Annotated in this window: 21 protein-coding genes and 1 tRNA gene; 12 read left to right on the top strand and 10 right to left on the bottom strand. The window is 70.2% G+C overall.

What is annotated here, in order from left to right; all coding sequences use genetic code 11:
- Positions 1-45 precede the first annotated feature (45 nt).
- The 8 genes from ACWCP0_RS05500 (at position 46) to ACWCP0_RS05465 (ending at position 8,011) form a co-directional block, all read left to right on the top strand.
- Entirely contained in the window at positions 46-927 is an 882-nt protein-coding gene (locus tag ACWCP0_RS05500; protein ID WP_451077558.1) for a trypsin-like serine protease, read from the top strand.
- Between the two features lie 56 nt (positions 928-983).
- Positions 984-1,394 carry a hypothetical protein gene (locus ACWCP0_RS05495; RefSeq protein WP_451077557.1) on the top strand — a complete coding sequence of 137 codons (411 nt, stop codon included), beginning with the start codon at positions 984-986 and terminating at the stop codon, positions 1,392-1,394.
- Positions 1,395-1,618: 224 nt separating this feature from the next.
- Complete coding sequence (locus ACWCP0_RS05490; protein ID WP_451077556.1) at positions 1,619-1,993, top strand: hypothetical protein; 375 nt, start codon at positions 1,619-1,621, stop codon at positions 1,991-1,993.
- A 210-nt stretch (positions 1,994-2,203) separates the two neighbouring features.
- A complete protein-coding gene (locus tag ACWCP0_RS05485) occupies positions 2,204-3,436 on the top strand; it encodes a branched-chain amino acid ABC transporter substrate-binding protein (RefSeq protein WP_451077555.1) in 1,233 nt (410 codons plus the stop codon).
- 99 nt (positions 3,437-3,535) lie between these two features.
- Positions 3,536-4,465, top strand: a complete 930-nt coding sequence (locus ACWCP0_RS05480; RefSeq protein ID WP_451077554.1) for a branched-chain amino acid ABC transporter permease — start codon at positions 3,536-3,538, stop codon at positions 4,463-4,465.
- On the top strand, positions 4,462-6,297 hold the full coding sequence (locus ACWCP0_RS05475) for a branched-chain amino acid ABC transporter permease (RefSeq protein ID WP_451077553.1): 1,836 nt from the start codon (positions 4,462-4,464) through the stop codon (positions 6,295-6,297). Before ACWCP0_RS05480 ends, ACWCP0_RS05475 begins: the two co-directional genes overlap by 4 nt.
- A gap of 2 nt (positions 6,298-6,299) precedes the next feature.
- Positions 6,300-7,295 (top strand): ABC transporter ATP-binding protein, encoded by a 996-nt coding sequence (locus ACWCP0_RS05470; protein WP_451077552.1) that lies wholly within the window; start codon positions 6,300-6,302, stop codon positions 7,293-7,295.
- Positions 7,295-8,011 (top strand): ABC transporter ATP-binding protein, encoded by a 717-nt coding sequence (locus ACWCP0_RS05465; RefSeq protein WP_451077551.1) that lies wholly within the window; start codon positions 7,295-7,297, stop codon positions 8,009-8,011. The genes ACWCP0_RS05470 and ACWCP0_RS05465 overlap by 1 nt, the downstream gene beginning before the upstream one ends.
- An 88-nt stretch (positions 8,012-8,099) precedes the next feature.
- Here the strand turns inward: ACWCP0_RS05465 and ACWCP0_RS05460 are convergent, their stop codons facing one another.
- A complete protein-coding gene (locus tag ACWCP0_RS05460) occupies positions 8,100-8,759 on the bottom strand; it encodes an ANTAR domain-containing response regulator (RefSeq protein ID WP_451077550.1) in 660 nt (219 codons plus the stop codon).
- 91 nt (positions 8,760-8,850) lie between these two features.
- Between ACWCP0_RS05460 and ACWCP0_RS05455 the strand changes: the two genes are divergently transcribed.
- Together ACWCP0_RS05455 and ACWCP0_RS05450 are read left to right on the top strand one after the other, a co-directional pair.
- Positions 8,851-8,933 (top strand) — tRNA-Leu (locus ACWCP0_RS05455).
- An 86-nt stretch (positions 8,934-9,019) separates the two neighbouring features.
- Positions 9,020-9,793, top strand: coding sequence for a helix-turn-helix domain-containing protein (locus ACWCP0_RS05450; protein WP_451077549.1), 774 nt, complete (start codon positions 9,020-9,022; stop codon positions 9,791-9,793).
- A gap of 28 nt (positions 9,794-9,821) precedes the next feature.
- On the opposite strand, the gene ACWCP0_RS05445 is transcribed toward ACWCP0_RS05450, so the two are convergent.
- The 4 genes from ACWCP0_RS05445 to ACWCP0_RS05430 form a co-directional block, all read right to left on the bottom strand.
- A complete protein-coding gene (locus ACWCP0_RS05445) occupies positions 9,822-10,334 on the bottom strand; it encodes a hypothetical protein (protein ID WP_451077548.1) in 513 nt (170 codons plus the stop codon).
- A 26-nt stretch (positions 10,335-10,360) separates the two neighbouring features.
- Positions 10,361-10,933 carry a hypothetical protein gene (locus ACWCP0_RS05440; protein WP_451077547.1) on the bottom strand — a complete coding sequence of 191 codons (573 nt, stop codon included), beginning with the start codon at positions 10,931-10,933 and terminating at the stop codon, positions 10,361-10,363.
- A 95-nt stretch (positions 10,934-11,028) separates the two neighbouring features.
- Positions 11,029-12,462 (bottom strand): pyruvate kinase, encoded by a 1,434-nt coding sequence (pyk, locus tag ACWCP0_RS05435; protein ID WP_451077546.1) that lies wholly within the window; start codon positions 12,460-12,462, stop codon positions 11,029-11,031.
- 166 nt (positions 12,463-12,628) lie between these two features.
- Positions 12,629-13,336: an SIMPL domain-containing protein gene (locus ACWCP0_RS05430; RefSeq protein ID WP_451077545.1), complete on the bottom strand. Its 708-nt coding sequence runs from the start codon at positions 13,334-13,336 to the stop codon at positions 12,629-12,631.
- Positions 13,337-13,433: 97 nt separating this feature from the next.
- On the opposite strand from ACWCP0_RS05430, the gene ACWCP0_RS05425 reads away from it, so the two are divergent.
- Complete coding sequence (locus ACWCP0_RS05425; RefSeq protein ID WP_451077544.1) at positions 13,434-15,227, top strand: bifunctional metallophosphatase/5'-nucleotidase; 1,794 nt, start codon at positions 13,434-13,436, stop codon at positions 15,225-15,227.
- A 66-nt stretch (positions 15,228-15,293) separates the two neighbouring features.
- Here ACWCP0_RS05425 and ACWCP0_RS05420 read toward each other — a convergent pair whose 3' ends face one another.
- The 5 genes from ACWCP0_RS05420 to ACWCP0_RS05400 form a co-directional block, all read right to left on the bottom strand.
- On the bottom strand, positions 15,294-16,730 hold the full coding sequence (locus ACWCP0_RS05420) for a lysine N(6)-hydroxylase/L-ornithine N(5)-oxygenase family protein (RefSeq protein ID WP_451077543.1): 1,437 nt from the start codon (positions 16,728-16,730) through the stop codon (positions 15,294-15,296).
- On the bottom strand, positions 16,727-18,100 hold the full coding sequence (locus ACWCP0_RS05415) for a pyridoxal phosphate-dependent decarboxylase family protein (RefSeq protein WP_451077542.1): 1,374 nt from the start codon (positions 18,098-18,100) through the stop codon (positions 16,727-16,729). The genes ACWCP0_RS05420 and ACWCP0_RS05415 overlap by 4 nt, the downstream gene beginning before the upstream one ends.
- A 50-nt stretch (positions 18,101-18,150) precedes the next feature.
- Positions 18,151-20,658, bottom strand: a complete 2,508-nt coding sequence (gene pepN, locus ACWCP0_RS05410; protein WP_451077541.1) for an aminopeptidase N — start codon at positions 20,656-20,658, stop codon at positions 18,151-18,153.
- A gap of 127 nt (positions 20,659-20,785) precedes the next feature.
- Positions 20,786-21,121, bottom strand: a complete 336-nt coding sequence (locus ACWCP0_RS05405) for a chorismate mutase (protein WP_451077540.1) — start codon at positions 21,119-21,121, stop codon at positions 20,786-20,788.
- 11 nt (positions 21,122-21,132) lie between these two features.
- Positions 21,133-22,020, bottom strand: a complete 888-nt coding sequence (locus tag ACWCP0_RS05400) for a helix-turn-helix domain-containing protein (protein WP_451077539.1) — start codon at positions 22,018-22,020, stop codon at positions 21,133-21,135.
- 124 nt (positions 22,021-22,144) lie between these two features.
- Between ACWCP0_RS05400 and ACWCP0_RS05395 the strand changes: the two genes are divergently transcribed.
- Positions 22,145-23,887: a glycoside hydrolase family 35 protein gene (locus ACWCP0_RS05395; protein ID WP_451077538.1), complete on the top strand. Its 1,743-nt coding sequence runs from the start codon at positions 22,145-22,147 to the stop codon at positions 23,885-23,887.
- Positions 23,888-23,940 lie beyond the last annotated feature (53 nt).

Here is a 23,940-nt window from a genome sequence, read left to right as displayed (position 1 = left end):
TCCCCACAGGAGGTCCCGTCCCCACCACACGCAGAGGGGTTCTTCTTGACCGCCGTACGCACCACCGCGCTCACCGCCGCCACCGCGGCCGCCTGCGCCGCCGTCCTCGCCACCGCGATCCCGTCCGCGGCCATCAACTCGTACAACGCCACGCCCGCGCCCGAGCGCACCGAAGTGGGCGCCCTGGTCGCCACCTGGGACAACGACGGCGATCCGGCCACCCCCGACCGCGTCGACTGGGTCTGCTCCGGCACGATGGTCGACACGAACACGTTCCTGACCGCCGCGCACTGCACCACCGACTGGCCGGCGAACGTGAAGTTCTACGTCTCCCTCGACCAGGACGTGCAGTCCGGACTCGACAAGGCCGCCGCCGAGCACCCGGGCGACCCCGCCGCCGTCGCGAACGCCGTCGCCGTCCAGGGCACCGCGCACAGCCACCCGGCCTACCCGGGGCCCGCATCCGACACGCACGACATCTCGGTGATCGAACTGCCCGCGGCCAAGGTCAAGGCCCGCTGGTCCTTCACCCCGGCCGCGCTCCCCAAGGCAGGGGCCCTCGCGGCGCTCGGCCCGCAGGGTCTCGACGACACGTCGTTCCTCGTCGCCGGATACGGCACCCAGGAGGCCCAGCGCGGCCCCGGCGGGCACACCCACCCCGGCGGCGGAGTCCGGATGAAGGCCCCGGTCACCTACAACGCGCTCAACGACGCCTGGCTGCGGCTGGCCATGACCGCCCCGCAGGGCAACGGTGGCGCCTGCTACGGGGACTCCGGCGGCCCGAACTTCGCCACGCTGGCGGGCAAGCGCACCCTTGTCGCCACCACGATCACCGGAGACACCCCCTGCTACGCCACGAACGTGACGTACCGGCTCGACACCCCCGGCGCCCGCGCCTTCCTCTCCCCTTTCGTCGCGCTGCCCTGAAACCCTTGCGGGAACGGGATGTTGTGCTCCCGCGGGCAAGGTCCTAGCGTTCCCTCATGAGGCACAAGGCGTACCGCCCGGCCAGGGCCGCCGTCGGCGCGGCCCTGGCCGCCGGTGTTCTCGTGGGTGCGGCAGCCTGCTCGGCCGGAGGGTCCGACAGCGGAGCGCCCGACGGCAGGCGCACCACCCCTTCGCCGCACACCACCTCGCCCCAGGAACTGTGCACGGCCCTCATCACCAAGTGGGGGCACGAGCTCCTCGACGACGACAGCGGCTACGGCGACTACCAGTCGATAGGCTTGTCCAACGCCCAGTACGAGATCCTGCGCGCGACGCTGGACGCCGCCCGCGCCGCCAAGCAGCGCAACGGCCCCGCCTCCGCCCGTGAGTTGATCGACCGTCAGGCCGAGGAGCGCTGTACGGAGCGTTACCGCAACGGTGTACCGACCGGCGGGCCGTGGCAATGACCGGCGTCGGCCCCGTGGAGCCCGGCGAGTACACGTACGTCGCGGAGGCCCCCGGGCCGTCGCCCCGCCGCGGACCGGCCGGACCATGGGGGGCACTCCCCCCACGTCGCCGCCGCACGCTCCTCACCGTCCTGCTCGTCATCGCAGTCGCCGCCGGCTCCGTCCACCTCTACGTCACCCGGCCCCGCCCCGATCCCGGCCCCTGGCCTGCACAAGCGGTCTCCGTGTCGTACGGGCGCGCCGCCCCGGCCCCCGACCGCCCTGAGGGTGCGCTGCGCTTCTCCGTCCGGATCACCGTCGGCGCGGGCACGCCCGTCACGGTCGAGAACATCCGGCAGCCTTCGGCAGCCCTGCGGCTCACGACGGACCCGAATCCTCCCTTTACGGTGAAATCCGGGTCTGCCCGCAGTGTGGATATCGTGCTCAACGTGGACGACTGCGGAAAAGCGCCTAGGAATGCCGGCATGGCTTTCCTCGATGTAACGCTGCGTAATGCCCGCGCAAAACAGGACCAGAGTTTCATCCTGGGCGACCGCTACGCACGGGACCTGGGGCGGACCGTGACCGACTACTGCGAGCAACCACCACGGCCGTCATGACCAAAAGCATGGAACAGTCATGCACCCCATCCCGCAAATCCGTTCGGGATAACAAGAGCGTCACAGCCTCGGCAGACCCGTGCTGAATTCCCATTTACCCGCTTAGAGTCACGGCCAGTCACCGCGCCACCGGATTCCTTGTCAGTGAGGCTCCAGCGCTCGACTCGGCACTCCAAAGGGAGACGCCGTGCCAGGTGAAAGGACCAGACAGTGCGTCAACGTTCGCTCATAGCCATAACCGCTGCGCTTGCCGCGGGGGCACTCACCCTCACCGCCTGTGGCTCGCGCGACGAGAACGGCGGCGGCACCGCTGACGGTGGCGACACCACCGTGGTCATCGGTGTCGACGCGCCCCTGACCGGCGACCTCTCCGCGCTCGGACTCGGCATCAAGAACTCGGCCGACCTCGCCGCCAAGCAGGCCAACGAGAAGAAGTACGTCAAGGGCGTCACCTTCAAGATCGAGGCCCTCGACGACCAGGCGCAGCCCTCCTCCGGCCAGCAGAACGCCACCAAGCTCGTCGCCGACAAGGGCGTCCTCGGCGTCGTCGGCCCGCTGAACTCCTCGGTGGCCGAGTCGATGCAGAAGGTCTTCGACGACGCCAAGCTCGTCCAGGTCTCGCCCGCCAACACCAACCCGGCCCTGACGCAGGGGCCGGAGTGGAACGGCGGCACGAAGAAGCGCGTGTACAACTCGTACTTCCGCACGGCCACCACGGACGCCATCCAGGGCCCGTTCGCCGCGCAGTACCTGTTCAACGACGCCAAGAAGAAGAAGGTCTTCGTCGTCGACGACAAGAAGACCTACGGCGCCGGCCTCGCGGCCACCTTCAAGGCCGAGTTCACCAAGCTGGGCGGCGCGGTCGCCGGCGAGGACCACGTGGACCCGGACACGAAGGACTTCTCCTCCGTCGTCACCAAGATCAAGGCCTCTGGTGCGGACGTCGTCTACTACGGCGGCGAGTACCCGGCGGCCGGCCCGCTGAGCAAGCAGATCAAGAAGGCCGGTGCCAAGATCCCGCTGGTCGGCGGCGACGGCATCTACAGCGCCGACTTCATCAAGCTCTCCGGCAAGGAGGGTGAGGGCGACCTCGCCACCTCCGTCGGCGCGCCGGTCGAAACCCTCCCGTCCGCCAAGGAGTTCGTGGCGAAGTACAAGGAGGGCGGTTACAAGGAGGCCTACGAGGCCTACGGCGGCTACTCCTACGACTCCGCCTGGGCGATCATCGAGGCCGTGAAGAAGGCCGTCGACGACAACGGCGGCAAGCTGCCCGAGGACGCCCGCACCAAGGTCCTCGACGCCATGAAGGGTGTCTCCTTCGACGGTGTGACCGGCAAGGTCTCCTTCGACGAGTACGGCGACGCCACCAACAAGCAGCTCACCGTCTACACGTACAAGGCGGGCGCCTGGGCCCCCGTCAAGTCCGGTACCTTCACGGGCTGAACCGGCTGAACAACCGCAACACATTTCTGGCCGCGCGGGGCGCCGCAACAGGCGCCCCGCGCGGTGTCACATCCGGCGAAAGACTTCGGAGGACCTGCGGTGAACGAACTGCCGCAACAGCTGGTCAACGGCCTGCTACTCGGATCGATGTACGGGCTGGTCGCCATTGGCTACACGATGGTCTACGGCATCGTCCAGCTCATCAACTTCGCCCACGGCGAGATCTTCATGACCGGAGGCTTCGGAGCTCTCACGGTCTGGCTGATCCTCCCCAGCGGCACGACCATGTGGCTGGCCCTGCCACTCATGATCATCGGCGCGATCATCGTCGCCACCACCATCGCCGTCGGAGCCGAACGCTTCGCGTACCGGCCCCTGCGCGGAGGACCACGCCTCGCACCACTCATCACCGCCATCGGGCTCTCCCTCGCCCTCCAGCAGGCCGTATGGGCGTGGTACCCCGGAGCCAAGTCCTCCCGCACCTTCCCGGAGATCCCCGGCGGGCCGTTCCACCTCGGAGACGTCACCATCCAGACGGGTGACATCTTCCTGCTGATCGCAGCCCCCATCTCGATGGCCTTCCTCGGCTACTTCGTGATGAAGACCCGCACCGGCCGCGGCATGCAGGCCACCGCGCAGGACCCCGACACCGCCAAGCTCATGGGCGTCAACACCGACCGCATCATCGTGGTCGCCTTCGCCCTCGGCGCCGCGTTCGCCGCCATCGGAGCCGTCGCCTACGGCCTCAAGTACGGCGAAGTCCAGTTCCGCATGGGCTTCCTCCTCGGCCTCAAGGCCTTCACCGCGGCCGTCCTCGGCGGCATCGGCAACATCTACGGCGCCATGATCGGCGGACTCGTCCTCGGCGTCGCCGAGACCATGGCCGCCGCCTACGTCAGCGAAATCCCCGGCATGCAGCAGCTCGGCGGCCAGTCCTGGGCCAACGCCTGGGCGTTCGTACTCCTCATCCTCGTGCTCCTCTTCCGGCCCCAAGGCCTCCTGGGTGAGCGCGTCGCGGACAGGGCGTGACCACCATGACGACACAGACCAGCACCGCGGACACCCCCCGCATCGACAAGTCCGAGGCACCCAGCGGCCTCATCGCCCTGCCGCCGCACATCGCACGCGCCACCGCCACCGCAGGCGGCATCCTCACCGTCCTGTCCGCCTTCATGTCGTGGACATGGACCGCCGCGTTCCCCGGCAATCTGACCGTCTACGGCTACCCGGGCGGCCTGCAGTGGCTCGTCCTCGTCGGCGGTGTGCTCACCACGCTGTTCGGCCTCGCCTCGTACGGGGTCAAGGGCACCCGCTGGCTCGTGCCGGCCGGCGCCGACGCCGCGATCAAGCTGTCCGCGCTCGCGGCGTTCGTCACCGCCTGGTACACGGTCATCGCGATCAGCACCCAGCTCGGCGGGCTCGTCAACCTCGAGCCGGGCGGCTACGTCGCGGCCGTGGGCAGCCTCGTCGCCCTCATCGGCGCACTGGCACTGCCCTTCGAGCGGCCGACGCTCCAGCCCGGCGACCCGGAGGACAGCGCCTGGCAGCGGGTCAGGCACCGCGGCAGGAACCGCTTGACGACGTTCAAGGCGGCCTTCGCCTCGGGCACGCCCTCCCCGACTCCCAAGCTCCCGGCGTACGCCGAGATCCTCATCATCACCGCAGTACTCGCACTCGGGCTGCTCGTCTTCACCTACGGCATCACCACCGAGTACGACGAGCTCTTCGTCGGCTTCCTGATCACGGCGGGCTTCGGCTTCGGCGCGCTCTTCAAGTCCGGGCTCATCAGCCGCGCATCGGCGCTCACCGCGCGCCACCGCAATGTGACGATGGCCGGAGCGTTCGCCGCCGCCGCCGCGTTCCCGCTCACGCAGTCCGACGACCAGTACGCGACCATCGGCGTGAACATCCTGATCTTCGCCACCGTCGCCCTGGGCCTCAACATCGTCGTCGGCCTCGCCGGACTTCTCGACCTCGGTTACGTCGCCTTCCTCGGTGTCGGTGCGTACGCCGCGGCCATGGTCTCCGGATCGCCGTCCTCGCCGTTCGACGTGCACCTCTCGTTCGGGTGGGCGATCCTCGTCGGCGCCTGCGCGTCCATGGTCTTCGGCGTGCTCATCGGCGCGCCGACCCTGCGACTGCGCGGCGACTACCTCGCGATCGTCACCCTCGGCTTCGGTGAGATCTTCCGCATCACCGTACTCAACCTCGACGGCACCTCCGGACCGGACATCACCAACGGCTCCAACGGCATCTCGTCGATCCCGAACCTCAACATGTGGGGCTTCGACTTCGGTGCCGAGCACAGCCTCGGCGGCATCGCCATCGGCCGATTCGCCAACTACTTCTACCTGATGCTCCTCGTCACCCTCGTCGTGGTCGTGGTCTTCCGCCGCAGCGCGGAGTCCCGCATCGGCCGCGCCTGGATCGCCATCCGTGAGGACGAGACCGCCGCGGAGGCCATGGGCGTCAACGGCTTCCGCGTCAAGCTCATCGCCTTCGCCCTCGGCGCCGCGCTCGCCGGCCTCGCCGGCGCCGTCCAGGCGCACGTGACGTACACCGTGACCCCGGAGCAGTACCAGTTCGCCCACGTCGTGCCGCCGAACTCGGCGTTCCTGCTCGCCGCCGTCGTACTCGGCGGCATGGGAACGATCAGCGGCCCCCTCGTCGGCGGTGCCCTGCTCTTCCTCATCCCGGCGAAGCTGCAGTTCCTGAGCGACTACCAGCTCTTCGTCTTCGGCCTGGTCCTCGTCGTGCTGATGCGCGTCCGCCCCGAGGGCCTCATCCCCAACCGACGCCGCCAGCTCGAGTTCCACGAGAACGAGGAAGCGCCCGCCACCCTCACCAAGGCAGGTGCCTGATCATGACGACCATCACCACGGCAACCGCCACGGCGACCGGCGAGGCCGTCCTCGACGCCCGCGGTGTGACCATGCGCTTCGGCGGCCTCACCGCCGTGCGCAACGTCGACCTCACCGTCAACAGCGGCGAGATCGTCGGCCTCATCGGCCCCAACGGCGCCGGCAAGACCACCTTCTTCAACTGCCTCACCGGCCTCTACATCCCCACCGAGGGTGAGGTCCGGTACAAGGGCACGGTCCTGCCGCCCAAGTCCTTCAAGGTCACCGCGGCCGGAATCGCCCGGACGTTCCAGAACATCCGGCTGTTCAACAACATGACCGTGCTGGAGAACGTCCTCGTCGGACGCCACACCCGCACCAAGGAAGGCCTCTGGTCCGCCCTGCTGCGCGGTCCCGGTTTCCACAAGGCCGAAGCCGCATCGCGCCAGCGGGCCATGGAACTCCTGGAGTTCGTCGGCCTCGCCGCCAAAGCCGACCACCTCGCCCGCAACCTCCCCTACGGCGAGCAGCGCAAGCTCGAGATCGCCCGGGCACTGGCCAGCGAGCCGGGGCTGCTGCTCCTCGACGAGCCCACCGCGGGCATGAACCCGCAGGAGACCCGGGCCACCGAGGAACTGGTCTTCGCCATCCGGGACCAGGGCATCGCCGTCCTCGTCATCGAGCACGACATGCGGTTCATCATGAACCTCTGCGACCGCGTCGCCGTCCTCGTCCAGGGCGAGAAGCTCATCGAGGGCGACAGCGCCACCGTCCAGAACGACGAGCGCGTCATCGCCGCCTACCTGGGTGAGCCCTTTGAGGGCGCGCCCGGCGCCGAGGAGGCGGCGGAGGTCGCCGCGGCAGAGGCGCACACCGCCGACGCCAACACCGACGAGGCGGACGACACGCCGGCCGACGCACCAGCCGCCGCGCCGGAAGCTTCGTCCGACAGCGACAGCGACGGCGACGCCGACAGCACCACCGCCCAGGCCTCCGGCTCTGGCAAGGAGAACGACTGATGACCGCACTGCTCGAAGTCGAGGACCTGCGCGTCGCCTACGGCAAGATCGAGGCCGTCAAGGGCATCTCTTTCAAGGTCGAGGCCGGCGAGGTCGTCACCCTCATCGGCACCAACGGCGCCGGCAAGACCACCACCCTGCGCACCCTCTCCGGGCTCCTCAAGCCCGTCGGCGGCCAGATCAAGTTCAACGGCAAGTCACTGCGCAAGGTCCCCGCCCACCAGATCGTCTCGCTCGGACTCGCCCACTCCCCCGAGGGGCGGCACATCTTCCCGCGCATGACGATCGAGGACAACCTGCTCCTCGGCGCCTTCCTCCGCAGCGACAAGGAAGGCATCGCCAAGGACGTCCAGCGCGCCTACGACCTCTTCCCCATCCTGGGCGAACGCAGGAAGCAGGCGGCGGGCACCCTTTCCGGCGGTGAACAGCAGATGCTCGCCATGGGCCGGGCGCTGATGTCCCAGCCCAAGCTGCTGATGCTGGACGAGCCCTCCATGGGCCTCTCGCCGATCATGATGCAGAAGATCATGGCGACCATCGCCGAGCTCAAGGCCCAGGGCACCACCATCCTGCTCGTCGAGCAGAACGCCCAGGCCGCGCTCTCCCTGGCCGACCACGGCCACGTCATGGAGATCGGCAAGGTCGTCCTCTCCGGCACCGGACAGGACCTCCTCCACGACGAGTCGGTCCGCAAGGCCTACCTCGGCGAGGACTGAGCACGACAAGCACACGAGGAGGCCCGCACCCCGGATCGGGGTGCGGGCCTCCTCGTACGTACGGGCACGTACAGCCGGGCAGCCGGGGTTACTGCCCCTTCGCGGCCTTCTTCTCCTCGGCGTCCTCGATGACCGCCTCCGCGACCTGCTGCATCGACAGCCGCCGGTCCATCGACGTCTTCTGGATCCACCGGAACGCGGCAGGCTCCGTCAGCCCGTACTGCGTCTGCAGGATGCTCTTCGCCCGGTCGACCAGCTTCCGCGTCTCCAGCCGCTGAGCGAGGTCCGCGACCTCCTTCTCCAGCGCCCTCAGCTCCGCGAACCGCGACACCGCCATCTCGATGGCCGGCACCACATCGCTCTTGCTGAACGGCTTCACCAGATACGCCATCGCACCGGCGTCCCGAGCCCGCTCCACGAGGTCGCGCTGCGAGAACGCGGTGAGCATGAGGACCGGGGCGATCGACTCCTCGGCGATCTTCTCCGCGGCGGAGATGCCGTCGAGCACCGGCATCTTCACATCGAGGATCACCAGATCCGGCCGGTGCTCCCGGGCGAGCTCGACGGCCCGCTGGCCGTCCCCGGCCTCGCCCACGACCTGGTAGCCCTCTTCCTCGAGCATCTCTTTGAGGTCGAGGCGGATGAGGGCCTCGTCCTCGGCGATGACGACGCGGGTCGTCAGCGGCGGGACGTGCGACGTGTCGTCGTCTGCGACGGGCTGGGGCGACTCGGGCTCGGGGGCGGTCACGGTACTCCTCGCTGCGGGCAGGTGCTGCTACCTGAGCCTACCTAGCAGCGAGCAGCTGCGGGCACAGGGTACGCTTTCGGCGGTGCCACCAGCCCGGTTGGAGGAACTGGTCAGACTCGCGGTGCTCAAACCACCGTGCCTTAGGGCATGTGGGTTCGAATCCCACACCGGGCACTATTCGACGGAAGCGGATGCTCACGTTCTCGTGAACATCCGCTTTCTGCTACTTGGCGCCACGATCAGTCGCCCAGAGTGGCCCCATGGACTGCCACGGCACTGATGTGCGACAGAAGGCACTCTCGCTCCTGCGAAGTGGCGCCAGAAACGCTGACGTGGCCCGCCAGCTGAGCGTCCCCCCAAGCACGATTGGCGTCTGGCTTCACAGGGACCGGGCCAAACGCGGAGAGTGTCCGGGAAAGCCCGCTCCGCAATGTCCACGTTGTGATGGGCGAGAGCTTGATAGTGCGGCGTACGCCTACCTCCTCGGCCTATACCTGGGGGACGGCTGCATCAACGTGCTCAAGAAGGGGGTCTACTTTCTCCGCATCGCTTGTGCTGACGCCTGGCCTGGCCTCCTTGACGCCTGCGAGGCCGCGATCCGCTCCGTACATCCCAGCAACAGCGTGTGCCGCGTCCAGCGGCAGGGATGCCAGTACGTCACCGCCTCGAGCAAGCACTGGCCATGCCTGTTCCCGCAACACGGGCCCGGCAGGAAGCACGAGCGCAAGATCATTCTCGAGCCCTGGCAGCAGGAGATCGTGGACGCCCACCCCTGGGAGTTCATCCGCGGCCTCATCCACTCCGACGGGTGCCGGATCACCAACTGGACCACCCGAGTGGTCGGCGGCGAGCGGAAGCGCTACGAGTACCCGCGGTACTTCTTCACGAACCTCTCGGCCGACATCATGAGGCTGTTCACAGATGCGCTGGAGGGCGTCGGCGTCGCGTGGACGCGTACCAACGCCCGCAACATCTCCGTCGCCCGCAAGGAATCCGTCGCCCTCATGGACGCGCACATCGGGCCCAAGTACTGAGCTCGGGCCCGGCCGTGTGCGCGGTGGATCAGGCGTGGAGCAGCCGGTTGAAGAAGGTCCGGTACCGCTGGAGTGCGACGCGGAGGCCTTCGGTCTCGATCTCCTCGCCCCGGCTCCACTGGGACTCGAGTTCCTTCTTGTGGTCGGCGAAGTTCGCGGCCAGCGACTGGATCACGTCGGCGACCAGGGCGTCGGCGGCGCGGACGGAGTCCCTGGGGTCGTCGACGAAGGTGCCCTGGATCTCCTGCCAGCGGTCCCGGTAGCTCTCGGCCTCCTCGGGTGCGATGAGGGGCGGGCCTTGCTCGGGTGCCGCGGCGGTCGGGGGTTCCTCGGCTGCGGCCGGTTCTTCGGCGGGTTCGGCAGGTGCTTCCTCGGGCGCCTCTTCCGTGGCGCCGGGCAGCGGGGTGGCCTCGCCGGGGTAGGCGGGCGCTTCGTCGCGGGTGCTGGTGTCCTCCCTGAAGGTGTCGGTCTTCGGGTGCGCCAGGTCGTCGGTGGTGAGACCGCTCGTCGAGGCGTCGTGGGTGGTGTCGGTGTCTCGCATGTCAACTCACCTCGTGCGGCGCGGGATCAGGCCGCGTCGTGCCGGGGTCGTCGGTCGCTTCGGGGGTTCCTGTCGCCGAGCAGCTCCTGGAAGAGGGCCCGGTAGTGCACCATGGCGCCGCGCAGTTCCTCGGTGGTCGCGCGGCTCTCTCTGTTGCGGATGCCGACGTCGTGGGCGGCGCGGTAGTGCTCCAGGGTGCGTCCGTGTTCGACGGAGAGGTCCCGGAGTTGCTGGTCGTAGCCTTCCGTCGGGTAACCGCGGTCGCTCATGAGGCGGGTGACCAGGCGGTCGGCGTCGTCGACGCTCGTGCCTGGTGCGTCGACGAAGTGCTGTTCCGCGTGCTTCCACTCCTCGGCGTACCGCGCGCGGGCTTCCGCGGGCAGTTGCCTGATGTCGAGGTCCTGGTGCCGTTGCTCCCGGGAGCGCAGGTCGCGTTCCGCGGAGTGCCGGCTGTCCTCGGTCTGGACGGTCCGGTCGTACTCGGGTCCGAACCGTTCCTGGAGGCGACGCCGGCGCATGGCGAGCCATACGCCCACGGCGATGAGGATCAGGAGGACCGCGAGGGCGACGATGATGGCGATGAGCGTTCCTGTGGACATCCGGACCTCCAGGTGCGTCCGTTGTCGGCCGGGCCCTGTGTGGTTCGGGCCTCCTGTAGTCGCCGACTGCCCGGGACAAGACCGGACAAACGTCTTCAGGAACTCGTGTCGTCCTCGCCGATGTGGTGCACCCGCACGAGATTCGTCGAACCCGGGACGCCCGGCGGTGAGCCGGCCGTGATGACCACGATGTCGCCCTTCTGGCAGCGGCCGATCTTCAGGAGCATCTCGTCGACCTGGGCGACCATCGCGTCCGTGGACTCGACATGCGGGCCGAGGAAGGTCTCCACGCCCCAGGTGAGGGTGAGCTGGGAGCGGGTGGCCGGGTCCGGGGTGAAGGCCAGCAGCGGGATCGGGGAGCGGTAGCGGGAGAGGCGGCGGACGGTGTCGCCCGACTGGGTGAAGGCGACCAGGAATTTCGCGCCGAGGAAGTCGCCCATTTCGGCGGCTGCGCGGGCGACGGCTCCGCCCTGGGTGCGGGGCTTGTTGCGTTCCGTGAGCGGCGGGAGGCCCTTGGCGAGGATGTCCTCCTCGGCGGCTTCGACGATCCGCGCCATGGTCTTGACCGTTTCGACGGGGTACTTGCCGACGCTGGTCTCGCCGGAGAGCATCACGGCGTCGGTGCCGTCGATGACCGCGTTGGCGACGTCGGAGGCCTCGGCACGGGTGGGCCGGGAATTGTCGATCATCGATTCGAGCATCTGGGTGGCGACGATGACCGGTTTGGCGTTGCGCTTGGCGAGTTTGATCGCGCGCTTCTGGACGATCGGCACCTGCTCCAGGGGCATTTCCACGCCGAGGTCGCCACGGGCGACCATGATGCCGTCGAAGGCGGCGACGATGTCGTCGATATTGTCGACGGCCTGCGGTTTCTCGACTTTGGCGATGACGGGGAGTCGGCGGCCTTCCTCGTCCATGATGCGGTGCACGTCTTCGATGTCGCGCCCGCTGCGGACGAAGGAGAGTGCGATGACGTCGGCGCCGATTCTGATCGCCCAGCGGAGGTCGTCGATGTCCTTCTCGGATAGCGCGGGGACGGAGACGGCCACGCCGGGGAGGTTGAGGCCCTTGTGGTCGGAGATCACGCCGCCTTCGACGACGGTGGTGCGGACGCGGGGTCCGTCGACGGCGGTGACTTCGAGGGCGACGCGGCCGTCGTCGACAAGGATGCGCTCTCCGGTGGTGACGTCGGCGGCGAGGCCGGAGTAGGTGGTTCCGCAGGTGTGGCGGTCGCCTTCGACGGGTTCGACGGTGAGGGTGAACTCGTCGCCGCGTTCAAGCAGTACGGGACCTTCACGGAATCGTCCGAGACGGATCTTCGGGCCTTGAAGGTCGGCGAGCACGCCGACGCTGCGGCCGATTTCGTCGGAGGCCTTGCGAACGCGCTGATAGCGCTCCTCGTGGTCGGCGTAGGTGCCGTGGCTGAGGTTGAATCGGGCGACGTCCATTCCGGCTTCGACCAGTGCCTTGATCTGGTCGTATGTCTCGGTGGCGGGCCCCAGTGTGCAGACGATCTTTGCTCGGCGCATGGCTCGAGCCTATGGCTTACCGGCCGGTAGAGATTCGGCTGAGCATGACTACTCAACAACCATTACGTGAAAGGTTATTGACAAGTATTGAATTGTGCATGGGGTCGCTCTTTTGAGCAATTCGGCGTCCCCCGTCTTGGGCGACCGCCACGGAGCCACCTGTGTGTCACAGCTGCGGCGGTGTCATCGTGAAGCGCGCGTTCACCTGCGCGTGGACCGTCTGGCGCTGCGGCTCCAGGTCGAGGGCGGGGGCGGCCTCGGTGGCGGCCCCGGCGAAGGCGGCCGAGCGCATGGCGCCGGGGGCCTGGGTCATGCCGTACGACATGGGCGCCTCGGCGCCGAGGTCGGCGAGCTCGACGAGGGCGGCGAGGCGGGCGCCGAGGGCCTCGGCGTACTCGCGGGCGCGCTGGACGGCTTCGCGGACGGCCTGGCGGCGGGCCTCGCCGTGGGCCGGGGAGTCGGGGCGCAGGGACCACCAGGGGCCGTCGACGCGGGTGAGCTCGAGGTCGGCGATGCGGGTGGTGAGCTCGCCGAGGGCGGTGAAGTCACCGAGCACCGCGGTGATGTGGACGCGGCCGTGGTAGGCGCGGACGCGTTCGCCGCGGCCGTGCTGGGTCAGCTCGGGACTGATGGAGAACGCGCCGGTCTCCAGCTTCTCGACCGCGTCACCGTACGACTTGATCAGGTCGAGCACCTGGCCGTTGCGGCGGGTGAGATCCTCCAGGGCTGCCCTGCGGTCCCTGCCGCGTGCGCTGACCATGACCCCGATCCGGGCGATCTCGGGGTCGACCTCGAGGCGGGCTTCACCGCGGACCGCGACGCGCGGCGTCTCGGGTGTTCCGTACGGTGCCGGTGGTGCGGTGTCGCTGCTCACGGTCCACTCCCTCGCTGGTGTCCTCGAATCACTTTCGCACGGGGCCGTGCTGCGCCAGAATCTACGCGCGTTGTGTCAGTGAACGAGGGAGATCTTCATGCCGATGAATCGCAGGACGTTCCTTGGCCGTTCGGCCGCCGCAGGGGCCGGGGTGGCCGTCGCGGGGAGCGTCGCCGGGCCCGCCGAGGCTCAGGGACACGGAGGGCGGATGAAGCGGTACTCGTTCACGGTGATGGGGACGACCGACCTGCACGGCAACGTCTTCAACTGGGACTACTTCACGGACAAGGAGTTCGACGACAAGAGCCACAACGACGTGGGCCTTGCCAAGATCTCGACCCTGGTCGACCAGGTCAGGAGCGAGAAGGGTCGGCGCAACACCCTTCTCATCGACGCCGGTGACACCATTCAGGGCACCCAGCTGTCGTACTACTACGCCAAGGTCGACCCGATCACCGCCCGCAGCGGTCCGATCCACCCGATGGCGCAGGCCATGAACGCGATCGGCTACGACGCCGCGGCGCTCGGCAACCACGAGTTCAACTACGGCATACCGGTGCTGCGGAAGTTCGAGGAGCAGTGCGACTTCCCGCTGCTCGGCGCCAACGCGCTGGACGCGAAGACGCTCCGGCCGGCCTTCCCGCCGTACAGCATGCACCGGCTGTGCACCCCGCTCGGCCGGGATGTCAGGGTCGCCGTCCTCGGGCTCACCAACCCAGGTATCGCGATCTGGGACAAGGCCAACGTCAGCGGGAAGATGGTGTTCCCCGGTCTCGAGGAGCAGGCCGCGAAGTGGGTGCCGAAGCTGCGCGCGATGGGTGCGGACGTCGTCGTCGTGTCGGCGCACTCGGGGTCGAGCGGCACGTCCTCGTACGGTGACCAGCTCCCGTACGTCGAGAATGCCGCTGCGCTCGTGGCCGAGCAGGTGCCGGGCATCGACGCGATTCTCGTGGGGCACGCGCACACGGAGATCGTCGAGTACTTCGTCACGAACAAGCAGACCGGCAAGCAGGTCGTGCTGTCCGAGCCGCTGAAGTGGGGCCAGCGGCTGACGCTCTTCGACTTCGACCTGGTGTGGGAGAAGGGCCGCTGGACGGTGGAGCGGGTGGGCGCGAAGGTCCTCAACTCCAACACCGTCGCCGAGGACCCGCAGATCGCCAAGCTGCTGGGTGACGAGCACGAGAAGGTCGTCGCGTACGTCAATCAGGTCATCGGCACCTCCACCGCCGCGATGGCCACGGCCGAGGCGCCGTGGAAGGACGAGCCGATCATCGATCTGATCAATCACGTCCAGGCGGAGACGGTGAAGGCGGCGCTGGCCGGCGGCTCGTACGCGGCGCTGCCGGTCCTCTCGCAGGCGTCCTGCTTCTCCCGTACGGCGGCGATTCCGGCCGGTCAGGTGACGATCCGGGACGCGGCGGGGCTGTACCCGTTCGAGAACACGCTGGAGGCGCGGCTGCTGACCGGCGCGCAGCTGAAGGACTATCTGGAGTACTCGGCGCGGTACTACGTGCTGACCCCGGCGGGGGCGCCGGTGGACACGACGAAGCTGACGAACGCCGACGGCATCCCGGACTACAACTACGACGCCGTGTCCGGGCTGACGTACGAGATCGACGTGGCGAAGCCGTCCGGGTCGCGGATCGTGAATCTGTCCTTCGAGGGCAAGGCGCTGGACCCGGCGGCCCAGTTCGTGCTGGCGGTGAACAACTACCGGGCCAGTGGCGGCGGTGCGTTCCCGCACGTGGCCAAGGCCGAGCAGCTGTGGGCGAACTCGGACGAGATCCGTAACACGATCATCCAGTGGGTGCAGTCCAAGGGCACCGTCGATCCGGCCGCGTTCGCGTCGGTGGGCTGGAAGCTGACCCGCGAGGGCGATCCGGTCTTCTAGCGCCGGCCTTCTGGCGCCGGTCTTGTCGCGCCGGCCTTCTAGCGCCGGTCTTGTCGCGCCGGTCTTCTAGCGACGGTCTTCGAGCGGAGTGAGCGGGGGCGCCTGGCCGGGAATGCCGGGCGCCTCCCGCCGTTCGAGGCCGAAGCTGGTGAAGGCGGTGCGCCGCGGGAGCGGGTAGTGCTCCTTGCCGGTGAGCGAGTTCAGGATGGTCGCGCTGCGCCAGGCGGCGAGGCCGAGATCGGGGGCGCCGACGCCGTGCGTGTGCCGTTCCGCGTTCTGGACGTAGACCGAGCCGGTGACGGCGGGGTCGAGGACGAGGCGGAACTGGTCGTCGATGCGGGGGCGCTCGGAGGAGTCGCGGCGCATGTACGGGTCGAGTCCGGCGAGGATCCGGTCGAGGGGGCGCTCGCGGTATCCGGTGGCGAGGACGACGGCGGCGGTGGTGAGGCGGGAGCGGGTGCCCTGCTGGAGGTGCTCCAGATGGAGCTCGACCTTGGTGGTGGCGACGCGGCCCGCGGTGCGGACCTGGACGCCGGGGGTGAGGACGGCGTCGGGCCAGCCGCCGTGGAGGGTGCGGCGGTAGAGCTCGTCGTGGATGGCGGCGATGGTGTCGGCGTCGATGCCCTTGTGGAGCTGCCACTGCTGCGGGACGAGTCCGTCGCGTACGGATTCGGGCAGGGCGTGGAAGTAGCGGGTGTAGTCGGGGGTGAAGTGTTCGAGGCCGAGCTTCGAGTACTCCATGGGGGCGAAGGCTTCGGTGCGGGCGAGCCAGTGGATCTTCTCGGCTCCGGTGGGGCGGGCGCGCAGCAGGTCGAGGAAGATCTCGGCGCCGGACTGACCGGACCCGATGACGGTGATGTGCTCGGCGGCGAGGAGCTTGTCCCGGTGCTCGAGGTAGTCGGCGGAGTGCAGGACGGGGACGGTGGGCGCCTCGACGAGGGTCTTCAGCGGTACGGGGACGAACGGCTCGGTGCCGATGCCGAGGGCGATGTGGCGGGCGTAGGCGCGGCCGAGTGACTCCGCTCCCCCGTGGGTGTCGAGCTGGGTGAAGTCGACCTCGAACAGGGCTCGTTCGGGGTTCCAGCGGACGGCGTCGACCTGGTGGCCGAAGTGGAGTCCGGGGAGCCGGCCGCTGACCCAGCGGCAGTACGCGTCGTACTCGGCGCGCTGGATGTGGAACTTCTCGGCGACGTAGAAGGGGAAGAGCCGGTCGCGGGCCTTGAGGTAGTTCAGGAACGACCAGGGGCTGGCGGGGTCGGCGAGGGTCACCAGGTCGGCGAGGAAGGGCACTTGGAGGGTCGCTCCGTCGATGAGGAGGCCCGGGTGCCAGTGGAAGTCGGGGCGCTGCTCGTAGAAGGTGGCGGCGAGCCCTCCCGCCCCTTCCCCGTACTGCAGCCCGTGGGCGAGGGCGGCGAGGGAGAGGTTGAACGGCCCGATGCCGATGCCCACCAGGTCGTGGGGCTGGTCGAGGCCGTGGGCGCCGGAGGCGGGCGTGCCGGTCATCGGGGAGTGCTGCCTTCCACGAGGGAGATGAGGGTTTCGAGGTCGCCGGGGGTGGCGTGGGGGTTGAGCAGGGTGGCCTTGAGCCAGAGCCGGCCGTCGGCGCGGGCGCGGCCGAGTACGGCGCGGCCCTGGTGCAGGAGGGTGCGGCGGACGGCTGCGACGGTGTCGTCGCTCGCGCCGCGCGGGCGGAAGAGGACGGTGGAGAGGACGGGCCGGGCGTGGAGCTCCAGGGAGGGGTGCTTCTCGACGAGGTCGGCGAGGTCGTGGGCGGCGGCGACGGTGCGGTCGACGAGGTCGGCGAGGCCGCTGCGGCCGAGGGCGCGGAGGGTGACGGCGATCTTGAGGATGTCGGGGCGCCGGGTCGTCCGCAGGGAGCGGCCGAGCAGATCCGGGATTCCGGCCTCGGTGTCGTCGTCGGGGTTCAGATAGTCGGCGGTGTGGGCGAGGGGGGCGAGCAGGGCGCTGTCGGGGACGGCGAGGAGCCCGGCGGCGACCGGCTGCCAGCCGAGTTTGTGCAGGTCGAGGGTGACGGACCGGGCGCGGTCGAGGCCGCGCAGCAGGTCGCGGTGGCGAGGGCTGAGGAGCAGGGGCCCACCGTATGCGGCGTCGATGTGGAGCTCGGCGCCGTGGCGCTCGCACAGGTCGGCGATGCCGGGGAGCGGGTCGATGCGGCCGGTGTCGGTGGTGCCGGCGGTGGCGGTGACGAGCACGGGGCCGTGGAGGCGGGCGAGTGCGTCGTCGAGGCCGCCGAGGTCCGTGGTGCCGTCGGGGGCGGGGACGGTGAGGGGCTCGGGCAGGCCGAGGAGCCAGGCGGCGCGGGTGACGGAGTGGTGGGCCTGGGCGCCGCAGACGACCTGGACGGTGCCGTGGCGCTCGCGGGCGAGGAGGAGGGCGAGCTGGTTGGCTTCGGTGCCGCCGGTGGTGACGAGCGCGTCGGGGCGCGCGCCGCGGGGGTACACCTCGCCGGCCAGGGCGCGGGTGACCTCGGCCTCCAGGGCCGATGCGGCGGGCGCCTGGTCCCAGGAGTCCAGGGACGGGTTGAGCGCGGATGCGGCGAGGTCGGCGGCGACGGCGAGCGCGAGTGGCGGCGTGTGCAGATGGGCGGCGCACCGGGGGTCTGCCGGGTCGGCCGCGCCCCGGGCGAAGGCCCGTACGAGCGTGCGCAGCGACTCGTCGGCGCCGTGGCCGTGCTCGGGGATGACGGGGGTGACGGCCTCCCGTACGTCCGCGCGGACCGCTTCGGGTCCGCCGGACGGCAGGGGTCCGCCCCGGGTGTCCGCGCCCTCCTTGAGCGCGTCGAGCACGACGCCGAGCAGGGGCCGCAGGGCGTCGGGCCCTGCGGCCCCTCCGGCGAGGGGCGGGACGGTCATGCCCCCAGACTGGCCGCGCCGGGGGCGGTGCGCCCGGAGACCGGGTGATCTCAACCCGAAAGGGGTACGGCCTCCCGGATCGCCAGCGCGCGGCGCAGGTCGTCGAGCTGGTCGACGAGCTTGCGGCGCAGGGCCGGGATCATCTCGGTGTCGCGGAGGAAGTCCTCGCCGAGACGGAGGGCCTCCGCGTCCGCCGCGTGGGCCGGGAAGGCGTAGCGCCCGGCGGCCTCGGCGATGGCGGGGCCGCGGCGGGCGGCCACGGCGACGGCGGAGGGGTAGAAGCGGGGGACGTAGTCCCTGAGGAGCTCGGCCTGTTCGGGGCGCCAGAAGCCCTGGGCGGTGGCGGTGAACAGGTAGTTGGAGAGGTCGTCGGAGTCGAAGAGCCGGGACCAGGCGGCCGTCTTGGCCTCGGGGGTGGGGAGGGAGGCGCGGCAGCGGGCGGCGCCTTCCTGGCCGGTGGCGCTGGGGTCGCGGTCGAGTTCGGCCGCGATCTCGCTCTCGTCGGTGGCGCCGAGCACGGCGAGCCTGGCGAGGATGCGCCAGCGCAGTTCGGGGTCGAGGTCGGGTCCGCCGGGAACGCTTCCGCTGCCGAGCCAGTCGCGGAGCGCGTTGGACTGGGAGGCGGAGTCGATGAAGTGGCGTACGGCGGTGAGCCGCAGGCCGGGGTCGCGGCCGTCCTCGGTGCGGCGGATCAGGTCGCGGGTGAGGTCGGTGAGGAGGGCGAGTGCGGCCGGGCGGGCCTCGGGGGTGAGGTAGCGGTCGGCGATCTGGGTGCCGGCGAAGGCGAGGACGCCCTGGACGACGGCGAGGTCGCTCTCCGCCGGGAGGTGGGCGCGGGCGGTCTCCAGATAGGCGGTGGGTTCGAGCTCGCCGTCGCGGACCATGTCGCGCAGGCAGTTCCAGACGACGGCGCGGGTGAGGGGGTCGGGGATGCCGGAGAGGCTCCGCAGGGCCGGTTCCGCGGAATCCTCGTCGAGACGGACCTTGGCGTAGCTGAGGTCGCCGTCGTTGAGGACGACGAGGGCGGGGCGGCGGCCGGGGCGTGCTGTCGTGGGCTCGCCGGGGGGTACGTCGATCTCGAACCGCTCGCGCAGGACGAGGCGGCCGCCTTCGGCGGGGTCGCGGTCGTAGGCGCCGACGGCGATGCGGTGCGGGCGGCTGCCGTCCTGGGTGATGTCGAGCCGCCAGCTGCCGTCGGACTCGGCCACGGCGGGCGTGAGGGTGTCGACGCCCGTGGTGCGCAGCCAGGCTTCGGCCCAGCTGTGCACGTCGCGGTCGGTGGCTTCGGCGAGGGAGTCGATGAAGTCGGCGAGGGTGGCGTTGCCGAAGCGGTGGCGGGCGAAGTGGAGGTTGATGCCGGTGAGGAAGTCCTTCTCGCCGAGCCAGGTGACGAGCTGGCGCAGGGCGGATGCGCCCTTGGCGTAGGAGATGCCGTCGAAGTTGAGCATGGCCGATGCCGTGTCGGGGACGGCGTCGGGGTCGGGGGCGACGGGGTGGGTGGAGGGGCGCTGGTCGGCGTCGTAGCCCCAGGCCTTGCGCACGATCCCGAAGTCGGTCCAGGTGTCGGTGAAGCGGGTGGCTTCGGTGAGGGTCTGGTAGCCCATGTACTCGGCGAACGACTCGTTCAGCCAGATGTCGTCCCACCAGCGCAGCGTGACGAGGTCGCCGAACCACATGTGGGCCATTTCGTGGGCGATGACGACGGCGCGGGTCTGGCGTTCGGTGTCGGTGACGGCCGAGCGGTAGATGAACTCGTCGCGGAAGGTGACCAGTCCGGGGTTCTCCATCGCGCCGGCGTTGAACTCGGGGACGAAGGCCTGGTCGTACGAGTCGAAGGGGTACGGCTCCTCGAACTTCTCGTGGTAGCGGTCGTAGCAGGCGCGCGTGATGTCGAGGATCTCCTCGGCGTCGGCGTCCAGGTACGGGGCGAGCGACTGGCGGCAGTGGATGGCGAAGGGCAGCCCGGCGTGCTCGGTGCGCACCGAGTGCCAGGGGCCGGCGGCCACGGCGACGAGATAGGTGGAGATCAGGGGTGTGGGCGGCGCGGTCCAGCGGCCCTGTCCGTGGTCCGTGGTGATGCCGTTGGCGAGGACGGTCCAGCCCTCGGGGGCGGTGACGGTGATCTCGAAGACGGACTTGAGGTCGGGCTGGTCGAAGGCGGCGAAGACGCGCTGGACGTCCTCCATGAAGAGCTGGGTGTACAGGTACGTCTCACCGTCGCTCGGGTCGGTGAAGCGGTGCATGCCTTCGCCCGTGCGGGAGTAGCGCATGGCGGCGTCGATGTGCAGCTCGTGCTCGCCCGCCGTGAGCCCCTTCAGGGCGAGTCTGTTCCCGTCGAGGGTCTCGGGGTCCAGGGGCTGTCCGTCGAGGGTGACGGAGCGCAGGGTGGCGGGCTTGAGCTCGACGAAGGTGTCTCCGGCCGCGCGGGCCGTGAACCGGATCGCGGTCCGTGAGTCGAAGGTCTCGTCCCCGGTGGTGAGATCGAGGTCGATCGTGTACCGGTGGACGTCGAGGAGCTGGGCACGGGTCTGCGCTTCGTCGCGCGTGAGTACGGGCATGGGGCCATGCTGCCCGACGGGGTGGGGGCAGTGGCAGGGGGATTCGCTGTGGGCGAGCGAAGCACGGCCGAGGAAGGCCGAGGAAGGCCGAAGAAGGCGAACGAGGTCGGACGGGCCGGCGGCCGGCTCAGGAGCAGGGCGCGTCCGCGTCGCCGCCCGCGATGGTCTCGTGGTGGCGGATGACCTCGGCGATGACGAAGGTGAGCAGCTTCTCGGCGAACGCCGGGTCCAGTTTGGCGCTCTCCGCGAGCTCGCGGAGGCGGGCGATCTGACGGGCCTCGCGGGCGGGGTCGGCGGGCGGGAGGCGGTGCTGCGCCTTGAGGTGGCCGACCTGTTGGGTGCATTTGAACCGTTCCGCAAGCATATGGACGACGGCCGCGTCGATGTTGTCGATGCTCTCGCGCAGCCTGGTGAGTTCGGCCTGGACGGCCTCGTCGATGTCGTTCGTCTCGCTGGAGGTCATGGGGAGGGAGCTTACGACGGGCGGGCCGTGATCATCGGAGGGTGATCAGGATCCGGAATGCGGTTGCTCCAGCCCCCTGGCACGGTGCGGCCCTGCTGTTCGCGGAAGCGGATCGGGGCGGTGCCGACGCGGCGGGTGAAGAGGCGGGAGAAGTAGGCCGGGTCGTCGTAGCCGACGCGGCGGGCGACGGCGGCGACGGGAAGATCGGTCGCGGCGAGGAGTTCCTTGGCCCGGCCGAGCCGGATGCCGAGGAGGTAGTCCTTGGGGCTGCACCCGGCGCCGCGGCGGACGGCGGTGCGCAGTTCGGCGGTGGTCATTCCGTGGCGGGCGGCATGTTCGGCAACGGTCAGCGGCTGGAAGGCGTCGCGGGCGAGGGCCTGGAGGACGGGGTCGCCGTCGGGGCTCATGTCGGCGCGGGCGCGGCGCAGGGCGACGAGGAGTTCATGGACGGCGGCGGCGGTCTCGACCTCGAGGAGCGGGTTGCCGCGGCGGGCGGCGCGGGCGATGCGGCCGACGGCCGCGCGGGCGGGGGACGCGTCGGAGAGGGGGACGACGGGGCGGTCGGGCTCGATGTAGCCGAGTTCGGCGTAGGTGGCCGTCGCCGGGCCCGCGAAGTCGACGAAGCTCTCGTCCCAGCCGGTCGCCGGGTCCGGGGCGTAGTGGTGCGCAACGCCGGGGGTGAGCCAGAGCACGGCCGGTGCGGTCACCGTGAGGCGCCGCCCGTCGGTGCCGCGGAACCAGCCGCCGCCCGCGCTGATCAGGACGGCGACATGGTGGTCGAGGGTGCGGGGACCGACGGTGGGCAGGACACCGTGCTGGAGGCCGACGCCGAGGCAGACGAGGCCCAGGCGGTGGTGGACGGGGCTGGGCGTGAAGTAGCGCATCCAGGTGTGGTACATCGAGCCTGCCCTCCGGGCTCCGAGCGTTCGTGCGTCCAAACGGTGCCGATCTTTGTCCATGGACCGGCCTGCCGCCAGGGGGTGAAGGTGGCTCGTGGCACGTGATCAAGGAGGGGCGGGACCGGTGCGCGAGTTCGCTGCGGGTGAGGAGCACTTTCTGCTGGACGGGCGGCCGGTGCGGCTGCTGTCCGGGGCGCTGCACTATTTCCGGGTGCACGAGGCCCAGTGGGAGCACCGCATCGGGATGCTGCGGGCGATGGGCCTGAACTGCGTCGAGACCTACGTCCCGTGGAATCTGCACGAGCCGCACCCCGGTGAGTTCCGCGATGTCCGGGCACTCGGGCGGTTCCTGGACGCCGTGCGCGCCGCGGGCCTGTGGGCGATCGTGCGCCCAGGACCGTACATCTGCGCCGAGTGGGAGAACGGCGGCCTGCCGCACTGGCTGACCGGCACCCTCGGGACCCGCGCGCGCACCCGCGACCCGGAGTACCTGCGGCACGTGACACGCTGGTTCCACCGCCTGATGAAGGAGGTCGTGCCCCGGCAGATCGACCGCGGCGGCCCGGTGATCCTGGTGCAGGTCGAGAACGAGTACGGCTCCTACGGCTCGGACCAGGTGTATCTGCGCCGGCTCGCGGACCTGCTGCGCGAACGGGGCGTCACCGTCCCGCTCGTCACCTCGGACGGTCTCGAGGACCACATGCTCACCGGCGGCTCGATCCCCGGTGTCCTCGCCACCGCCAACTTCGGCTCACGCGCGACCGAGGGTTTCGACGTGCTGCGCCGGCACCAGCCCAAGGGTCCGCTGATGTGCATGGAGTTCTGGTGCGGCTGGTTCGACCACTGGGGTGCGGAGCACGCCGTGCGCGATCCGCGGGAGGCGGCGGACGCGCTGCGCGAGATCCTCGCGTGCGGGGCCTCGGTCAATGTGTACATGGCGCACGGCGGCACCAGCTTCGCCGGCTGGGCGGGCGCCAACCGCGGCGGCGAGCTGCACGACGGCGCACTGGAGCCGGATGTCACGTCGTACGACTACGACGCCCCGATCGACGAGTACGGACGCCCGACGGAGAAGTTCTGGGCGTTCCGCGAGGTGCTCGCCGAGTACGCGGACGGGCCGCTGCCCGCACTCCCGGCCTCCCCGGCCCGGCTGGGGGCGCCGACGACGGCCGCCCCGGACGCATGGGCCCCGCTCGACGAAGTGGTCGACGCGCTCGGCGGCGAGGAGTCGGAGACCGGCGCACCGCCCTCCTTCGAGGACCTCGACGTGGATCGCGGCCTGGTCCGCTACCGCTTCTCGGTGCCGGGCCCGCGACAGCCGTACGCGCTGAGCGTGCGGGGACTGCGGGACCGTGCGGTCGTCCACGTCGACGGCGCGCGGGCCGGGGTGCTCACCGAGGCCGAGCCGGTCCTGCCCGAGCCCGTGCCGGGACCCGCCTCGGTCGAGCTGTGGGTGGAGTCCCTGGGGCGGGTGAACTACGGGCCGCTCGTCGGGGAGACGAAGGGCATCACCGGTGGGGTGCTGCACGAGCGGCAGTATCTGCACGGCTTCCGGGCGCGGGGGCTGCGGCTGGACGCGTTCGACGACGCGGAGGCCGTGGCGAAGGTGCCGTTCCGGGCGGTGGAGGGCTGCGAGCCCGGCCTCTACCGCGCCACCGCGGACGTGGCCGTCCCGGGTGACGCGGGTCTCGAACTGCCGGGCTGGACCCGGGGGTTCGTGTGGGTCAACGGCTTCTGTCTCGGCCGCTACTGGGCCGCGGGGCCGCAGACGTCCCTGTTCGTCCCCGGTCCGGTGCTGCGGGAGGGCGCGAACGAGGTGTGGGTGCTGGAGCTGGAGCGGGGCGGGGAGGACGTACGCCTGGTGTGACCCCGGGGCGTACGCCTGGTGTGGTCTCCCCGCCCCTCCATGTCCGTGGGACG

Source organism: Streptomyces sp. NPDC001970 (assembly GCF_053594115.1).
This window is presented reverse-complemented; position numbering and strand designations above follow the sequence as displayed.